The organism is Algoriphagus sp. 4150, from assembly GCF_031457395.1.
In the GTDB taxonomy this organism is placed as follows: Bacteria; Bacteroidota; Bacteroidia; order Cytophagales; family Cyclobacteriaceae; genus Algoriphagus.
The window spans coordinates 691,510-708,621 of the sequence record NZ_JAVDWS010000001.1; the positions used below are offsets into that span (position 1 = coordinate 691,510).

Annotated in this window: 15 protein-coding genes; 10 read left to right on the forward strand and 5 right to left on the reverse strand. The window is 41.6% G+C overall.

Annotation, left to right across the window (positions count from 1 at the left end; all coding sequences use genetic code 11):
- Positions 1-49 precede the first annotated feature (49 nt).
- On the forward strand, positions 50-1,279 hold the full coding sequence (locus tag J2X69_RS02945; RefSeq protein ID WP_310098190.1) for a YaiO family outer membrane beta-barrel protein: 1,230 nt from the start codon (positions 50-52) through the stop codon (positions 1,277-1,279).
- Positions 1,279-2,469 carry a hypothetical protein gene (locus J2X69_RS02950; protein WP_310098192.1) on the forward strand — a complete coding sequence of 397 codons (1,191 nt, stop codon included), beginning with the start codon at positions 1,279-1,281 and terminating at the stop codon, positions 2,467-2,469. Before J2X69_RS02945 ends, J2X69_RS02950 begins: the two co-directional genes overlap by 1 nt.
- Before the next feature lie 9 nt (positions 2,470-2,478).
- Here J2X69_RS02950 and J2X69_RS02955 read toward each other — a convergent pair whose 3' ends face one another.
- Positions 2,479-4,476 (reverse strand): LTA synthase family protein, encoded by a 1,998-nt coding sequence (locus tag J2X69_RS02955; protein ID WP_310098195.1) that lies wholly within the window; start codon positions 4,474-4,476, stop codon positions 2,479-2,481.
- 80 nt (positions 4,477-4,556) lie between these two features.
- Between J2X69_RS02955 and J2X69_RS02960 the strand changes: the two genes are divergently transcribed.
- From J2X69_RS02960 to J2X69_RS02980, 5 genes are all read left to right on the forward strand, one after another.
- Entirely contained in the window at positions 4,557-5,099 is a 543-nt protein-coding gene (locus tag J2X69_RS02960) for a methyltransferase (protein WP_310098198.1), read from the forward strand.
- 6 nt (positions 5,100-5,105) lie between these two features.
- Positions 5,106-5,354 carry a DUF3253 domain-containing protein gene (locus J2X69_RS02965; protein ID WP_310098201.1) on the forward strand — a complete coding sequence of 83 codons (249 nt, stop codon included), beginning with the start codon at positions 5,106-5,108 and terminating at the stop codon, positions 5,352-5,354.
- Positions 5,355-5,392: 38 nt separating this feature from the next.
- Entirely contained in the window at positions 5,393-5,971 is a 579-nt protein-coding gene (msrA, locus tag J2X69_RS02970; protein WP_310098204.1) for a peptide-methionine (S)-S-oxide reductase MsrA, read from the forward strand.
- A 41-nt stretch (positions 5,972-6,012) separates the two neighbouring features.
- Positions 6,013-7,680 carry a DUF6909 family protein gene (locus J2X69_RS02975; protein ID WP_310098445.1) on the forward strand — a complete coding sequence of 556 codons (1,668 nt, stop codon included), beginning with the start codon at positions 6,013-6,015 and terminating at the stop codon, positions 7,678-7,680.
- A 655-nt stretch (positions 7,681-8,335) separates the two neighbouring features.
- Positions 8,336-8,677: a hypothetical protein gene (locus J2X69_RS02980; RefSeq protein WP_310098207.1), complete on the forward strand. Its 342-nt coding sequence runs from the start codon at positions 8,336-8,338 to the stop codon at positions 8,675-8,677.
- A gap of 127 nt (positions 8,678-8,804) precedes the next feature.
- On the opposite strand, the gene J2X69_RS02985 is transcribed toward J2X69_RS02980, so the two are convergent.
- From J2X69_RS02985 to J2X69_RS03000, 4 genes are all read right to left on the reverse strand, one after another.
- Positions 8,805-9,284 (reverse strand): GyrI-like domain-containing protein, encoded by a 480-nt coding sequence (locus J2X69_RS02985; protein ID WP_310098210.1) that lies wholly within the window; start codon positions 9,282-9,284, stop codon positions 8,805-8,807.
- A 114-nt stretch (positions 9,285-9,398) separates the two neighbouring features.
- Positions 9,399-10,853: an amidohydrolase gene (locus tag J2X69_RS02990; RefSeq protein ID WP_310098213.1), complete on the reverse strand. Its 1,455-nt coding sequence runs from the start codon at positions 10,851-10,853 to the stop codon at positions 9,399-9,401.
- 68 nt (positions 10,854-10,921) lie between these two features.
- On the reverse strand, positions 10,922-12,790 hold the full coding sequence (locus tag J2X69_RS02995; RefSeq protein ID WP_409014376.1) for a gamma-glutamyltransferase family protein: 1,869 nt from the start codon (positions 12,788-12,790) through the stop codon (positions 10,922-10,924).
- A gap of 252 nt (positions 12,791-13,042) precedes the next feature.
- The gene (locus J2X69_RS03000) at positions 13,043-14,119 is read right to left on the reverse strand and encodes a carboxypeptidase-like regulatory domain-containing protein (protein ID WP_310098218.1); all 1,077 of its coding nucleotides are present in this window, start codon (positions 14,117-14,119) and stop codon (positions 13,043-13,045) included.
- A 190-nt stretch (positions 14,120-14,309) separates the two neighbouring features.
- On the opposite strand from J2X69_RS03000, the gene J2X69_RS03005 reads away from it, so the two are divergent.
- The 3 genes from J2X69_RS03005 to J2X69_RS03015 all read left to right on the forward strand — a co-directional run bounded on the left by J2X69_RS03005 (position 14,310) and on the right by J2X69_RS03015 (position 17,061).
- The gene (locus J2X69_RS03005) at positions 14,310-15,704 is read left to right on the forward strand and encodes a DEAD/DEAH box helicase (protein ID WP_310098222.1); all 1,395 of its coding nucleotides are present in this window, start codon (positions 14,310-14,312) and stop codon (positions 15,702-15,704) included.
- A gap of 76 nt (positions 15,705-15,780) precedes the next feature.
- Entirely contained in the window at positions 15,781-16,608 is an 828-nt protein-coding gene (locus J2X69_RS03010; RefSeq protein ID WP_310098225.1) for an N-acetylmuramidase family protein, read from the forward strand.
- Positions 16,609-16,614: 6 nt separating this feature from the next.
- Positions 16,615-17,061: a DUF1572 family protein gene (locus tag J2X69_RS03015; RefSeq protein WP_310098229.1), complete on the forward strand. Its 447-nt coding sequence runs from the start codon at positions 16,615-16,617 to the stop codon at positions 17,059-17,061.
- Positions 17,062-17,112: the final 51 nt, after the last annotated feature.

The following is a 17,112-nucleotide window of genomic DNA, read 5'->3' on the forward strand; positions in this document are numbered from 1 at the left end:
CCCGATTCTCGGGACAGGTAGTGGCCTTTAAAAGACAATTTATAATCACATGAAAAAAATAGCAGTTTTTCTGATTTGCTTTATGGTTTTTTCAATGGCTGTCAAAGCTCAGGATTCATTTGATCCGGATGTTTTGCTAGCGGAAGCAAGAGCATTGATTTTGGAAGGCAAATATATGGAGGGCAGAGAAATTGCTTTTCGGGCGTTGTCAAAGTATCCGGATTATGCAGATATACTGATCTTGGTGGGTAGAAGCTACGCGTGGGAAGGCAAAAATGACTCCGCTTCTATCTATCTGGAAAGGGCGATAGTAGCTGCTCCTGATTATGCAGACGGTTACTCTGCATACTTGGATAATTTGTCCTGGGCAGATCAATATAATGAAGCAGATATTGTGTTGGCAGAAGCTAAAAAGAATCTAGGTGATATTCTCCCGGACGACCTTCGTTACAAGGAATCCAGATTGCTTTATTACAAAGAAGAGTATCATGCTGCCTATGCAATAGCAGCCGACCTGTTCCGGAAAAAATACAAGAATGAAGATATGCTTGAATACTTGAATACTTTGCAGCGCTTGAGAAGAAATAATGCAGTGGGAGTTACTTACGATTATGATTCTTTTGAAGGAGACATTTCATCTTGGAATACCTATTCCTTGTATGGCAGAACAAGGACGAAATTGACCGGTACACTTATAGCAAGAGTAACTCAATCTTCCAGATTTGATGGCAACGGGACATTGTTCGAGCTGGATGCATATCCTTCTTTTGGCAAAAAAACATACGCCTATTTGAATATTGGTGGATCTTCCGCCAGCTTCTTTCCCAAATTCCGTGTGGGTGCATCTCTTTACTACAATTTACCCCAAGCGTGGGAGGTTGATGGAGGATTTAGGTACTTACAATTTTCTGATGCTACTACCATTTACACTGCTTCAGTAGGCAAGTATTTAGGCAATTGGTGGTTTAATCTTCGTGGAAATTTAATTCCAGGAACAGGAAATAGCCTTGGTACCTCCGCAAATCTTCAAGCGAGGTATTATTTCAAAACTGCAGAGGACTTCTTCTCGGTTCAGTTAAGCACAGGAGTATCTCCGGACGAAGAAACCCGGGACCCAACCCAACTTTTGAATTCTTATAGAATTAGGCTAGGCTATCAGCAGTTGATTATCCCACGTTTTATGATTTATGGATTTACCGGGTATAGTTATGATGAACTTGGACCTGACAGGTTCAGAAACAACTTGAATCTTTCACTGGGTGTTGAATACAGGTTTTAATGAAGAAAATAGTTACTGAGGAATTTAAGTTATACGCAAGTAGGGTTTTTCCCTTTGCTGTCATTCTTATTTTTATTCCGCTGATCAGCTATTTGACCTGGGTAGTATCTCCTGCCAAAGAGATGGAAATTGTTATAGTTGATAAAACTGTTCCTACGGATAGTTATCAAGAACACCAGTCGATTTTTTGGGCGCTGGAATACCTTAAGTTTAAGAATAAAGAAGGCAAGTTCTACGACAAAAGACAGGACTATTATGGTTTTTTTCCTGATCATTCCCCTTCCTATGGAACATCTAGAGACCTAAGAGAACTTTCGGAGAAGGAGATAGTGGAAAAAGCTGCCAGCCTTGATATTCTATATTTTGCTGACACCTATGGGGTGTACGAGGATGATTTCAAAGAGATAGATTCAGAAGAGCGATCAAAGAAAATTTACGGTGGATTGAACCGTGGAGATATAAATTTATTGGTTGAAGCTGCTGCTCAGAACAAAACAATCATTGCAGAATTCAACACCATGGCTTCACCTACCTCAGCGGGAATTAGAGCAGAGTTTGAGAACCTCATGGGTCTCAAATGGACAGGCTGGATTGCGAGATATTTTGATGAAATGGATACTACTGTCAATAAAGATATTCCTGATTGGTTTATTAGTGAGTATGTAGAGCAGCATTCAGGCACATGGGTGCCGGCAGGCCCCGGTATAGCCTTCGTCCATGAAAATGGAAGAGTTGAGGCTTTTTCAAATGGAAGGGATTACAATGGCGAAACTCCAAAAATCCGTACCCAAAAGATCAATCAGCATGGATTTAAGCTCCCTGAAATAGTTCCATATCCTGAGTGGTTTGACATAGTTCTTATTGAGCGCGATTATCAGGTGATTTCCTATTACGACATAGATCCCTCGGAGATGGGGAAACAGCAATTAAGGGATATGGGATTACCGAGGTATTTTCCCGCTGCGGTGATGAAAGACACCGGAAAAGGACAGTTTTATTATCTGTCGGGGGATTTTTCGGATATGAGAAATTCCACCGGATCTCCGCATTTCAAAGGACTCCCGATGCTATGGAGGGGATTTCACATTGTCACTGATTACACCGACAGAGAAAGTTTTTATTGGAATTATTTTTATCCGTTACTTTCTCAGATTTTGACCAAAACTTACAAAGAAAAGCATGCTGAATAAGAGTCGTTTCTAAGGCAATAATTTACGAGTTTGTATGATATAATTGTTTTTGTTTTTGAAATCCTCAAATTCTCCGGATAATTTATTTTTGAGATTTTGATCTTCGACGGGATCAATATTCAATCCGTCCGTGATAACAAAAATCTGACCATCAGAGAATAAATATTCCCCATTGAGGTATTCCACCAGTTGGCTTTTATTACGCATGAGTGGCATAGCTATTCTTGACTGGAATACGCGTGAGGTATCCAATACCTGACCCATCCAAATATCCTGTTCGGGAAGTTGTATTCCTATTTGAGATTCCAAAAAGGCCAATAAAGATGGAGTAACTTCAAAATGGCTAGTCATTCCTTTGAAATAAGAAGGTCTGTTGATCAAGGGTGAATAGATAATGAGGGGAACATGAAATCTGTCTAGCCTGGAAGACATGGGGATTTCGGGCAAGCGATGATCCCCTGTGAATACAAAGATGGTATTGGCAAACTCAGGCTTCTCGCTATAGCTTGTGATAAAATCCCTTACCGCATCATCAGCGTACAGGAATGTCATGTAAATGTTTTTATAGTCCCTATACTCAGATTTTTTTTCCTCCGGGAGTTTTAGATAGGTTTCTAGATGATTTTCAAACTTAGCTAAATAGAATTCGCGTTCGGGAACCAAATAGGGATCGTGGGTGGTCATGGTTTGGAATACTCCAAGTTGAGGTTTTCCTTTATTTTGAGATATAATAGGCAATCCGTTACTGAATAACTCTTTATCGCCGTATCCCCAGGAGAAGCCATTGACAGAAGGCATTTTCTTATATTTAGGGTCGAAATGCTGAATATCAATCAATTGTGAAACACCCGCATATTCCAAAAAATCCCTTTCATGATCAAAACTTAGATCACTGCCGAGGAAAAAACTGATATCATAGCCATTATTTCCCAAGATACTAAAGAGGCTCTGGTGGTGAGGAAAATCCTGATATAGCTCCAGAAAACCTCTTTCTCCATAGGGTAATCCGGCAAAAAGGCCGGGAAGTAGTCCGAATGTTCGTCCTGTAGATGAAATTGCATTTGTCCATACCAAACTATGTGACTCTAGTGAATCAAGAAAAGGAGTAAAACTTCCCAGATAAGCATCTTTGCCCGAATATGCCTTTCCTAAACTTTCTATAAGCACGAAAACTATATCCGGTGCAGTGGAAACACTGTCAAAATAAGAACTCAGTACATCAGGATAATCTGCCGTATGCAGAAATGGATAGGAGGGATCGATAAATTCTTTTTTGACAAACAAAGCTTCATTAAGTGATCGAAGAAAAAAATCGAAATAATACTCATCCTTATACATAAAGTGATCGAAAGATTGCTCTGAAAGATATTTGGATTTATTCAGTTGAATATTCGTTTTTACTTCGTCCAGCGAATCTGAATCAGCAATCGGTACAAAATAAAAAAAGATCAAAAACAAATACATAGCAATGGTAAAGGCCAAGGATGCGTTTGATTTAAAAATCAGGTACTTATTCGCAAAATTAAAAATGATAAAAACCAAAATACAGATCAGTAATCCACCGGCAGCGGTAGTAGCATTGAGCTGACCGGATGATCGCACAGTAAGGAGTATGTCCTCTATGTTGTACGCATAGAGATCTATACCAAGTGGCTGGAATGTTTTGAGAAAATAGAAAATCAAGACAGCTTGGACCAAAAGAGCAAGAACTAGCCAGATTTGCGTGAATCGTTTTGCTAAACGGATAGACAGTAAGCTATTGATTATGTGCAGGATAAAAAGTAAACCCAGAAAATAGAGAATCCAGCTAAGATCGTCAAACAGGCTAAAGCCGATTACATCTTTATATCCTATACGGACAGTATGGCTATTGAAAATCAAAATCAATTCGACTACTCTCAATAGAATCATTAAAACAGAGAAAATCAGTGACATACCCCAGAAGTTGCTTAGGGTAGTTTGGATTTCTGCCGGTAGATTAGATCGAATTTCAGCCTTTTGGGCCATATTTAAGCGTTAACTTTATGTCTATAGACTGAAAAGATAGGGCAAAATCAGGTATCTTCAAGAAGAGAATTAAATAATATATGAGTAAATCGGGTTTGTTGTTAGAGCTTTATTCCAACTTGAGCACTACTGGGGCATTGACATTCAGTTCAAAAACTTTAGTGAAAAAGATGCTTGAACATGTTGAGTTTGAGGGGGCTAAATTAATCATTGAATTGGGGGGTGGAGATGGAAGTATTACAAGGGGAATAGTGGATAAATTGGATCCCGGTACGGAACTTCTGGTTTTCGAAATCAGCAAATCTTTTTGCAGTACTATGGAAAAATTATTCCCTCAAGAAAATGTGAGAATTATAAATGATTCAGCCGAAAACATTGGCAAATATATCAATGGACAACAGGCAGACTATGTGCTTTCCAGTTTGCCTTTCAGTTTTTTCGCACCTGAAGTAAGGAATAATATCCTTTCCCAAAGTAAAACAGCACTTACTCAGAATGGGAGATTTGTTCAGATTTGTTATTCCTATATGTTGAAGAATTTGTTCAAAAAGCACTTTGGTGAAGTGGATACAAGCTTTACGCTTAAAAACCTTCCGCCCGCATTTGTGATGGTTTGTAGATAGCTCCTTATGGAAGTGCTCAGAACGGCAATTTTAGATATGCTTAGGCGTAAAAAAGGGGAAAGTTTTCCCGCGGCTGAAGTAGTAGAGCAAATGTTTCCGCAGGACTGGGAGCACTTTCTAGAAGAGGTGAATAAGGAAGCTGTGAATTTGTATCGAGAAGGGCTTATAAGTATAAAGTGGAATGAGCACCAAACTGAAGCCGGGGCCTACAAGACCGATTCTCTGCAAATATTACCGCCAAATAAACTAAAGTAGATTCTTTTCAGTTTGCATGGCAAAAAGAAATTGACCAAATGGACAACGAATTGAAACTACCCGCAACAGATGTACGAATTCCCGAAGGGTTAAACTTAATCACACTTGGAGCTGGTTGCTTTTGGTGTGTAGAAGCAGTTTTTCAACGCTTACAAGGGGTGGAAAAAGTGATTTCAGGCTATTCCGGAGGTTTTGTAGCTAATCCTACCTATCAGGAAATCTGTACCGGAACGACAGGACATGCAGAGGTGATTCAGGTTTATTATGATCCTTCTGTGATAAGTTTAGCAGAGCTTTTGGAAGTTTTTTGGGCTACACATGACCCAACTACCTTGAACAGACAAGGAGCTGACGCAGGGCCGCAGTACCGATCTTCAATATTCTATCACAATCCTGAACAGGAAAAATTGGCAAAAACCATCAAGGACCAACTGAATGATACTAAGGTTTTTGACGATCCAATTGTAACAGAGATTTCGGCTTTCACCAACTTTTACCCAGCGGAAGAATATCACAGGGATTATTACAATCAGAACGGAGCCCAGCCTTACTGCCAGTTTGTAATTAAACCTAAAATAGATAAGTTGAAGAAATTCTTTGCTGAGCGCTTAAAATAGTATTTGCTATTTTTGTCCCGCAAAACCCATTTGCACTTATGATGAAAAGAACCCGAGCACACGAATCCAGAGCCGCGATTGAGCGATTGTACATCACGATGAGGCACCTTTTTACCAGAGGCAGTTACAAACCTATGGGCGTCTCGGGTGAAAGTCTGGTCGATGCTTTGCGTGTATTGAGTCCTGAGATTTATGGATTGGTTACAGATCACGAAAAGATGGAGTTGGATGGTTTACTCTACGTGATGGAGAGATTGCCAAGAGGCATAGAAGAGTGCCGCTTTGTGCGACTGATTAGCCGTGAGGGATACGAAACATCTAAGTTGGAGGCTATTGTGCCTGCCAAGCGTAAGCGAAATTGCTACAGATTGGACGAGCACATCATGTATGTGGAAATGACCCGTGGCCGTTCTGATATCTATGATATTCTGACTCACCTGACATTTTTATACATAGAGTCAAATAAAATCTATAACAACAGCACTGATGCTAAAGGCAAGATTTCTACCAACTGGCTTATGCTGGAGGAGTTTGTGCAGAAGGAAGCAGCAGGTGAAGAGTTTGAAAAGGAAGCCGCAAGTGCTTACTTGAGTCATCTTATTGGCAGAACTTACGAGGAGACGGTACATGCGGTGGATAAATTTGAGAAAAGCAGTAATTCAAATAGCCTATTTTCCATAGTTTATCACATGGGGAAACTGGCGCAGGAAGAAGCTACCAAACACTTGGATCGTGAAATATCGTTTTCTACTACTCTAAGGGAGAGAATAGGACATCACGTCTATGGAGAGATGTGGGCGGCAAGAATAAAGATTGCGCTTGATAAGCATGATTTGCTGAAGCGTCCCATACATATCATATCCGCCAATCTTCACTCTGTAGCCAACACCATCTATGGAACGCAATTGCTCGGTCTGAAAGACTACGAAGCACTTGAAAATGTGGTGATGGACATCTCCGTAAAAGCAAAAAACAACAAAGGAGCAGCTATAGATAAGTATGCCGCAAAGCACGGCTTCATCAACCTGCCGGATGAGTCAGGTACAAACATCGGTGCCCAGATCATCGATACGGCTCTTTTGGAGAAGGATGAGTTGATTCCCGGCGTGAAACTACCAAAGGAAAAGGAGAAGAGACCCGTGTTTGTGGTGATGGATTATGCTTTCGGAGAACAGGCATATGAATGTTTTGATGAATTGCTTAAGCCTTATAATAAAGATGAAAAGTCAATCCCGCTGGATGTGGTATCCACTTCTATTATGGGAAAAGCGGGGATACTGTACGGAGGAAAAGGAGATCTTATGATTCCTGATGCCCACGTATTTGAAGGTACGGCAGATAATTATCCATTTAAAAATGAATTGAAGAAGGCTGATTTCGAAGGGTTTGGACTGGGAGTGTACTCTGGCACAATGATTTCGGTTTTGGGCACTTCTCTTCAGAATAAAGACATTCTCACCTACTTTATGGAGTCATCCTGGAAGGCAGTGGGTCTGGAAATGGAAGGAGCACATTATCAGAAAGCTATTCAATCCGCATCAAAGATCCGGAAATCCATACGATCAAATGTAAAGGTTCTCTATGCTTACTATGCTTCAGATAATCCACTGGAAACAGGAAGCACGCTGGCTTCCGGGGCTTTGGGAATGGAAGGAGTAAGGCCTACTTACCTGATCACCTATAAGATTTTGGAGAAGTTATTCGGTTAATTATCAGTCAGGTGGTAGCGTTTGACTTGTTTTTATCGTCTTTTTCAAAAAGCTCTGCTATGAAATATTGTTTTACGGTTTCGCTCTTGTTTTTCCTTTTTCTCCAAAGTTGTCAAGAGGAGAATACATTAAACCTTTTGGAATTCTACTGGGAACAAACTCACTGTACTGATCCATGGTATAATAATGCTCATGAGTCTGATAGAGAAATCCTACAGGCGGTTGAGGATTATTTGAAAGAAGAAGGAATAATGGGGGCAAAAGTAATTTCGATATCAAGGACTGAGTCTCATTTAGTTTGCTATGCATGTTCCTGCACAACGGGTGCAAGAGTCAATATTGGAGTTCCTCTTACCCAAAGAAGCAAGATGATAGCGTTAGGGTTTCAACAATCCAGTTAGCAGTTGATTGTTTGTTGTGTTTTGAAGTAATTATACAATTCATGATAAAATCTTTCGCTCCGCAAATCTAATTTTTAGCTTTTGATAATCCACTGGAAACAGGATGCACGCTGGCCTCAGGGGCTTTGGGAATGGAAGGGGTAAGAGCTACTTATTTGATTACCTATAAGATTTTGGAGAAGTTATTCGGGTAAAAATCAGGGGGATAGTAGCACTTATCATAATTTTATCGTCTTTTAGAAAAAAGACAGAGCATGAAATACTATTTATCCTTTCCGCTTCTACTTTTCCTTTTTCTTCAAGGCTGCCAAGAGGAGAATACATTAAATCCCGTGGAATTCTACTGGGATCAAACCGGTTGTTCAGATCCATGGAAAACGGGTTCTAACGATTCTAATGAAGAAATCCTCCAAGCTGTACAGCATTATCTGAAGGAGGAAGGAGTTAAGAATGCAAAAGTAATTTCTATTACTGACAATGGTATTCGACAATTTTGCAAGGCTTGTTTTTGCACAACCGGAGCCAGGATTAATTTAATCGCTCCTGCAAATCAAAAAAGCAAGATGATAGCGTTGGGATTTCAGGAATCCAACTAGCTAAAATTAGCCGTAGTAGCCTTATTCATGTGTTTATAATTGATTTTTATTCGTCACATGGAATCTCGCCAGGCGAATGATCATCCCTCTGTGTGTCGTCTTCGACATGCTCGATTTCATTGTGCTTTTATTTAACCGGAACCCAAAATTCCTCCTCAGAATTCGGGTCATCGCTTTTATACCTTTCTCCCATCACAGCAAAATGAGGTCTATGGTCAAGTTCGTACACTGAATTGGGTAACCAGTCTGACATTATGTATTGATACATTTTGGGAACTTCACTCTCGGATCCCCTAAATGGAAACGCAGCATAAAGTCCTGTTGGAATAACCAGCTTTTCCATACCAACGGGAACAAATACAATATCTTCCACCTTCACAGCAGCCCATTTCTCAAATTCACGGGCAGGATCAAAAGAAACGAAATAGGAGAGGGAGTCGTACACTTCCACAGAATACAATTCACCCGGGATGCTATGCCGGATTTCCTTTTTTCTAGGCATGAGCGATTTCCATAACTGTCCTGTCCTATTGTTTAGTAGGCTCATTCTTTTCTTTATCCCAACCAGTTTTGTCTCAGGAAGTGTGATGATAGTTGGACTGATCATGTTCTGTTGTTAGAAAAGGAAATTCCATTCCTCCCATTTCAGATCAGGCTTTGACTTCTTCCGGTCTGAAATGGAATAGGAATGGTACATGCATTAATTTACTGAATGGTTGTATTATTGCAAATTGGAGTTAATAGGAGGAGGGCCGTCCGGTACAATTCCTTTATAGACATAATCTCCTTTTTTCTCCTTGAATTCTTCTTTTACGGCTTCTCTGAGTTCTGCACTTTGGAATAGATCTACCATCGTCATAGATAGCGCTTTTGCCGCATAGGCCATTCCTTTATGACCTATAGACATCCCGCCGGAAGCTACCACAGCCCAAGAGTGCCATGGCGTGCCATTTGGTGCAGTAGTGGCACTTAGACGTATTGTAGGGACTACATAGCTCACGTCCCCTACATCGGTGGATCCGCCCATGGAATGTTCCTCAGTTTCTTCCATTGGCTTGATTTCAGATACCAAGCCTATTTGTGGTTTTTCAGTGCTTTCTTGGATTTTCTTTGCAAAAACCTGTTCCTCTTCGGTGTATGTGATCGGGCCAAGTGTTTCTAAGTTCTTTTGCAATGCTGCAGAGCCGGTTCGGTTCACCAGTATTTCATGAATTCCTGAAATCAGACTTACTTTATAATCCACGTTTGCCAGAATAGCCGCGCCGGATGCCATTTTTTCTACCTGCTTCCAAACAGGCTCCAAACCTTCTCTGCTAGAATCACGGACCCTAACCCATATTCTACTATAATCGGGCACCACATTTACTACCTGTCCCGCATCCTGGATATGATAATGGATTCTTACCGTGGGCTTGATGTGCTCTCTGTAATAGTTAATACCTGTGGTATAAAGCTCTAAGGCATCTGCTGCACTTCGACCATTCCAGGGATCAGCGGAGGCATGTGCCGCCTGACCATAAAATTCCACCTGAAAATCAACCAATGCCAGCCCCTTTTGAACGGCAGTTTTTGTTTCTGCGGCAGGATGCCAGTCCATCATGACGTCTACATCGTCAAAAAGCCCGGCACGGATCATCCATAGTTTACCAAAGAATTTCTCCTCCGCCGGGGTGCCGTAGAATCGCACAGTACCTTTGATTTTCCCTTCATCAATGAGATCCTTGATGGCCGCAGCTGCCCCCAAAGAAGCTACCCCAAATAAATTATGCCCACAACCATGCCCGGGAGCACCCTCATGCAGGGGGCTTTTGGTCGGCACGGTGTTTTGTGATAAGCCCGGCAACGCGTCAAACTCGCCCAATATTCCGATAATGGGAGAACCACTTCCGTACTCAGCCACGAAAGCAGTGGGGATTTCCGCCACTCCACGGGTTACTCTGAAACCGAGGCTTTCAGCATAATCGGACAATGCTGCCGCGGATTGGGTCTCTTGGAAAGCAATCTCCTCAAAGGACCATATTTTATCACTCAGGTCTGTCAAGGCTTCAAAGCGTGAATCCACAGAGCTAACCACCTCAGCTTTGAGGGGATCAGGTTTGGTCTTTTTCTGTGAATATGCCGGTGAAAGAATGATAAATGTGCTTAAAAAAGCAATGGGTAAATTCTTTATTTTCATTAGTTTATAGTTAGTGGTTGATTGATGTTTTAAATTGAGTTTCCATGCGATGTTCATTGCTGTTGCTCTTACCAGGCAATCCCATAGTCATCTCCGTAGTCGCTGCTGCCACCCCAAAAGGTACCATGCCTCCAGTCAAACCAGATTGCGTTTATAGGACCGGAAGTTTTGTTCCAGAATTCCAAGTGGTAGCCTTTTTTTACCAGAGCTTTGCGGATCCAATCCGAAGTGTCATCCCTTAATACCATCGCCCCTGGACGTACTTCATGATCACCAAAGGAGCTCTGCATCTGGTAAGAATTGAAATTGGGGGCTTCAGTCGCTTCCTGCACATCCATGCCGAACTCAACGATATTTAAGAACAGTTGCAATAGATTTTGATCTTGAGAATCACCTCCCTGCACTGCAAACGAAAGGAAGGGTTTTCCATCCTTCATAGCCAAGCTGGGTGTGAGCGTTACTCTTGGTCTTTTCCCCGGTTCCGGAAGATTGAAAGGACTTAACGTTTCATCCAACACAAAACTCTGCATACGCTGAGACAGTCCAATTCCTGTATTCCCGGCGACCACGGCGGGAATCCATCCGCCACTGGGTGTTACGGAAACTACCCAGCCTTCGGCATCGGCAGTTTCTACAGAGGTGGTACCGCTATGAAAGTCTGTAATAAACTGCTCATCTAAAGTGCTGTTAATTTGTTCCGGTGAAAGTGATGCTATAGTTGCTTGATTCTTCTTCAGCAATTCCCCGTAGGGGTTGGTTTCATTCTGGAAAGGATAGGGATCGCCCGCACCTATTTTGGGGTCATTTATTTCTCCGATTAGCTTTGCACGCTCCTTTGCGTATTCCTTAGAAAGCAGTCCTTTCATCGGAGAATTTACATAAGCTGGATCCCCATAGTAAAAGTCCCGGTCTGCAAAGGCCAAACTCATAGCTTGATATACCGTGTGGATGTAATTGACAGAATTGTAGCCCATTGACTGAAGGTCAAAGTTCTCCAAAATATTCAATGCCTGTAGCAATGCAGGACCTTGGGTCCATTCCTGTAGCTTATAGACGTCGATTCCTTTGTAGTTGACATGTAGAGGTTCTTCGATTTTCACTTTCCAGTTTGCCAAATCGGCCTCAGTGAAAAGCCCGCCCTGTTCTCTGGTTCCTCTCACGATTTCTTTGGCAATATCTCCTTTATAAAATCTATCGTAAGCTGCATAAATAGCTTCCTTTCTGGTTTTGCCCGCTGCCAAAGCTTGCTTCTCTGCTTCTACCAATTTGGCTAGTATCTGATAAAGATCCTCTTGTACGAAAATTTCCCCTGCAGATGGTGCTTCTCTAGCTTCTCCCAGATGGGGAAGGAAGATCTTTTTAGAATAAGGCCATTCCTTGATTTTTGCTTTTTGAGCTTCAATCGCATCGGCGGTTTGGGCTTCTATGGGATATCCTTTGGCGAGTTCCATCGAAGGTTTTAGGATTTGTTCCAAACTCATCGAACCATATTCGGCCAGCATTGTCATGATACCGCCTGGAGTTCCGGGAGTAGTGGCTGCCAGCGGGCCATATTGAGGAGGGTAATCCATGCCTTGGGATTTATAGAAATCTACCGTGGCACCGCTGGGAGCATAGCCCAGAGCATTGATAGCAATCACCTCTTTGGTGTGTGGGTTATAGATCAAGGCTTGTGTTTCCCCGCCCCAGGAAAGTACATCCCACATAGTGGAAGTGGCTGCGATCATGGCACAAGCTGCATCTACCGCATTGCCGCCTTGTTGGAAGATCGCCGAGCCGGCTGTTGCGCCAAGTGGTTTTCCGGTGATAACCATCCAATTTTTCCCATGTAATATGGGTTTGTTGTTGGGAGTGGTTCCTGCTCCCAATCCGGGAAGGCCTTGGCTTTGGAGTTGGAAAGTGATGAAGAATAAAGTGATAAGGTAAAGTTTATTCATATGTTTATAATTGTTTTTCAATGGTCATAACTTGTCCCGTGACGAAGGAAACGGGATGGAATCTCGCCGTGTGAATAATCATCCTTCTCCCGAAGCAAGTTCGGGACAAGTTGTGTGTCGTCTTCGACATGCTCGATTTCATATGATTATAAATTGATTTTTAAAGGCCATATGGAATCTCGCATCACATATAACCATTCCTCCGTGTGACTCTTGAGTCATGCTCGATTTCATATGAATCAGGAAAGCGGTTTAGTTATATTTTACCAGCGTTGTCATTACAGGTTTGAAATCAGGGAATTTGGCATTGTAAAAAGTGAACAGCTGAAACAGGGTGTTTGGATCCTTTACGGATAGCTCATTTGAATTGACATATTTCTTCATTTCTTCGGCTTTTTCCCCGAAGATTCCGAAAAGGTTTTTCCGGTTGGAAGGTACCTCTATCACATCCCTGCCTACCAGGTAATAATAAATATCCCGCTTGATTATTTGATGGTTTCTGTTGCCTACCATTAAGGCTTCATTGTAATTGGACTCTTTGAAAATGGCCTTAGTTCTTCTCATTAGCGGTAGCTCACCATCCACCAGCACTTCAAAAAAGCCTAAAATTGGAGCTCCCTCATCCAAGAAATCTTTTCCATTGACAAAATACCGGGGAACCCTGTGCGCAGAATCGACCCAAACTAAATTTTGTACTCGAATCCCCGGCATAGAGCTTATTTTTAGTGTCTCAGGATTAAATATCTCAACTACATTGGAGGTAATGTTGTAGCGGACTCTTGATCCTTCAAGCATTTTATTATCTCTGTAGAGAAGGAGGGAAGCAGTATTCCACTTGGAATCCAGGTAATTATCCCCCTCTACCTGGGTAGGTTCGGGAGCGATGCCATAGATCATATTGCCCCCCATCAGGTTAGGCCTTTCATTGAAAAGATTGGTAATATTGGTAGCCCTGATCGTATGGTTCAGTGCTGCTCCTGTCCCGGAAGCCCCTTGCTTTAGCAAATAGATTGTGCCCAAATCCAATTCATCTTTCAGGTTAACTACTTGTTCATAATGTACATACCCTTTAGCATTTATGAAAAGAGTATACTTGCCTTTGGAGACATTCTCTAATTTGAAATAACCTCCTGCCACAGACACTTCACTGAGCTCTGAGCCCTTCAGATTAATATTCGCATTGTCTATGGATTTTTGGGTTTCGGCATCAAGTATCTTCCCCCTAATCTCAAAATTCTGACCATTAATCACCAATGGACTAGTGAAAAACAGAACGAAAAAGCAGCCGAACAGCAAGAAAATCCGATATTGTAGTTTAAAATAAAGCATGATTTATCAATTTCAATGAAATATAGTCCAAAAGAAGGATTCAAGCCAATCTTAATCCAAGAGAAGTTTGGGGATTAAAGTAATTTGATTTCTAAAAATCCAACTATTTGTGTTTCTGTACATTTAGGGGTTATATTTGGGAAGGCGAAAAGGTATCGCCTGCTTTTTATAATACTACACTCACCTCAATTTGGAATTCTCATCATTTAATTTCGAAACCTCGCTTCAGGAAGGACTGGACGCAATGGGTTACGAAAAACCAACTCCAATCCAGGAAATGGCCATTCCGGTCATCATGGAAAATAAGGATCTTATCGCTTGTGCCCAGACGGGAACAGGTAAGACCGCCGCATTTATACTCCCTATCCTTAATAAAATAAGTAAGAAAGGGACAAGTACGCTGAATACACTTATTCTGGCTCCCACACGTGAACTTGCTATTCAGATAGATCAGCAAATTCAAGGCTTTGCCTATTTCTTGGGAATAAGCTCCATTCCAATTTATGGAGGAGGAGATGGAATCGTCTGGGAGCAACAGAAGAAAGCCCTTGAAACAGGTGCTGAGATTATCGTGGCTACTCCCGGTCGTCTGATTGCCTTGCTTGCCGGTGGAAAAATTAATCTGACTACACTGGAGCATTTGATCCTCGATGAAGCCGATAGAATGATGGATATGGGATTTTCGGATGATATTCTGAAAATAGTAAACTACCTTCCCAAGGACCGTCAAACTGTTCTTTTCTCAGCTACCATGCCGCCTAAGATCAGGCAGTTTAGCATGAAATTTCTAAGAAATCCTTCCGAAATATCAATCTCAATTGGAAAAACTGCTGAAGGCGTAACTCAGGCAATGTATTCTGTGTATGATACGCAGAAGGAAGAATTAGTCAAAAATATACTTTCTCAGAAAGCTTACGAAGCAGTGATAATTTTTGCTTCGACTAAGGATAAAGTGAAATCACTTTACAAAGTGTTGAAAAAGCATTTTGATATAGAGGCTTTTCACTCAGATCTAGAGCAGGTAGACCGGGAAAAGATCATGTCTGCTTTCAAAAATAAATCAGTCAAAATCCTGATTGGTACGGATATCATTTCCCGAGGAATCGATGTTGTCGGAATAGAACTGGTGATTAACTACGATACCCCGTCTGATCCCGAAGATTACGTGCATAGGGTAGGGCGTACTGCCCGTGCAGATGCCAAAGGTGCTGCCATTACTTTTGTCAATCCTAAGGACCAGTATAAGTTTGACAATATTGAAAAACTGATCGGGATGAAGATTGTCCAAAATCCACTTCCCGATGGATTTGAGGCTGGACCGGTATATACAGGAACTGCTGAAAAAGGCAAGTCTGGCTTTGGTTCAAAGAAAAAGTCGGGATTCAACAAGAATAAGAAATCAGATTCCGGTGGAAATAGAAAACCTTTTCCGAGAAGAGAAAATTCTAAAACCGATTCGAATACAACCGCAGAGGCTAAGCCAATACAAACGAAACAGCCAGCCGGGCAGAAGGATTCTTCTGAGCCAAAAGCAATGAAGCCGGGGAAATTTGGGATGCGAAAAAATGTGATTGACCCTGATTAATTGCTGACAGATGTAATTGCTAATATGAAGCACTTCAGTTAAATTGAAGTGCTTTTTATTTTTAACTCATATAGCAATGCAAACTATAAGACTGAGATCAAGGGGCTCGTCTGTTTCATTTTTACAGGAGCTTCTCGGTAAGATCGGCTATGATATTCCCACATCAGGATATTTCGGGCTCCAAACAGACACTGCTGTCAAAGACTTTCAGGGAAAAAATCAACTCGTAGTCGATGGGGTAGTGGGGATTAAAACTTGGACTTTACTGATTGACAAAACAAAACCCGCGGATGTATTTGGTGATGTATTCCTTGGGGAGCATGATCTTATTGATTTTGCTCATAAATATCAACTGGAGCTGGCTGCAGTAAAGGCTGTGAATGAAGTGGAAAGCTCAGGAAAAGGATTTTTAATAGACGGCAGACCCAAGATCCTTTTCGAGGGGCACGTTTTCTGGAGGCAGTTAAAAGCCAGAGGCATTAATCCGGAGCTTTTCGCCAACTCTTCCAACGAAAGCGTATTGTATAAGAGTTTTGTCAAAAAACACTACTTAGGAGGCACTGGAGAGTACCGGCGTTTAGAGCAGGCAATTTCGATTTCCACTGATCCGGGATTCAAAGAAGCTGCACTTGCCTCTGCTTCATGGGGAAGCTATCAGGTCATAGGATTTCATGCATTACCTCTTGGGTATGACTCTGTTCAGCAGTTTGTGGATGAAATGCACCTGCATGAGAGAAATCACTTGGAAGCTTTCGGTAGGTACATCCTTAAAAATGGGTGCTTGCCATATTTACAAAATAAAAACTGGGCAAAATTTGCGAATTGCTATAACGGACCTGCGTACGCTCAGAATAAATATGATGAAAAAATGGCTAAAGCCTATTTGAAGTATTCAACATTCTAATAAACTATGGCAATTAAAGAATTAATACAACTTTTTGAGCGGGATACAGATCGGTTAAAACTGGAAATCAACGCTTACTCCAACGAAGAGAATTTGTGGAAGATAGACCACGCTATTGCAAATTCAGCCGGCAACCTTTGTCTTCATTTGGTGGGAAATATGTCACACTTTGTAGGCAAAGAAATAGGCGGGTTTGACTATGTCCGGGATAGAGAATTTGAATTTTCCGGAAAAGACGTTCCCAGATCTGAACTGGTGGGTATGGTGGAGAAATTGCAGGGTGTAGTGACTGCCAGTCTGGAAGGCTTGGATGAAGCAATGCTTGACAAAGACTATCCTTTGGAAGTATTTGGATCTAAAATGTCTCACAGTTATTTTCTTATTCATCTTTATGGTCATTTCAACTATCATCTAGGCCAAATAAATTACCATAGAAGGCTTCTGGATAAGTAAAAGACCGATTAGGTTTCTGTCAAAAGGAAATGGAACCTGTAGCCGTCAAGG

Bases quoted from the DNA above. Each gene is read 5' to 3' on its own strand.
- J2X69_RS02945 (WP_310098190.1), top strand. From the start codon at position 50: ATGAAAAAAATAGCAGTTTTTCTGATTTGCTTTATGGTTTTTTCAATG.
- J2X69_RS02950 (WP_310098192.1), top strand. From the start codon at position 1,279: ATGAAGAAAATAGTTACTGAGGAATTTAAGTTATACGCAAGTAGGGTT.
- J2X69_RS02955 (WP_310098195.1), bottom strand. From the start codon at position 4,476: ATGGCCCAAAAGGCTGAAATTCGATCTAATCTACCGGCAGAAATCCAA.
- J2X69_RS02960 (WP_310098198.1), top strand. From the start codon at position 4,557: ATGAGTAAATCGGGTTTGTTGTTAGAGCTTTATTCCAACTTGAGCACT.
- J2X69_RS02965 (WP_310098201.1), top strand. From the start codon at position 5,106: ATGGAAGTGCTCAGAACGGCAATTTTAGATATGCTTAGGCGTAAAAAA.
- msrA (WP_310098204.1), top strand. From the start codon at position 5,393: ATGGACAACGAATTGAAACTACCCGCAACAGATGTACGAATTCCCGAA.
- J2X69_RS02975 (WP_310098445.1), top strand. From the start codon at position 6,013: ATGAAAAGAACCCGAGCACACGAATCCAGAGCCGCGATTGAGCGATTG.
- J2X69_RS02980 (WP_310098207.1), top strand. From the start codon at position 8,336: ATGAAATACTATTTATCCTTTCCGCTTCTACTTTTCCTTTTTCTTCAA.
- J2X69_RS02985 (WP_310098210.1), bottom strand. From the start codon at position 9,284: ATGATCAGTCCAACTATCATCACACTTCCTGAGACAAAACTGGTTGGG.
- J2X69_RS02990 (WP_310098213.1), bottom strand. From the start codon at position 10,853: ATGAAAATAAAGAATTTACCCATTGCTTTTTTAAGCACATTTATCATT.
- J2X69_RS02995 (WP_409014376.1), bottom strand. From the start codon at position 12,790: ATGAATAAACTTTACCTTATCACTTTATTCTTCATCACTTTCCAACTC.
- J2X69_RS03000 (WP_310098218.1), bottom strand. From the start codon at position 14,119: ATGCTTTATTTTAAACTACAATATCGGATTTTCTTGCTGTTCGGCTGC.
- J2X69_RS03010 (WP_310098225.1), top strand. From the start codon at position 15,781: ATGCAAACTATAAGACTGAGATCAAGGGGCTCGTCTGTTTCATTTTTA.
- J2X69_RS03015 (WP_310098229.1), top strand. From the start codon at position 16,615: ATGGCAATTAAAGAATTAATACAACTTTTTGAGCGGGATACAGATCGG.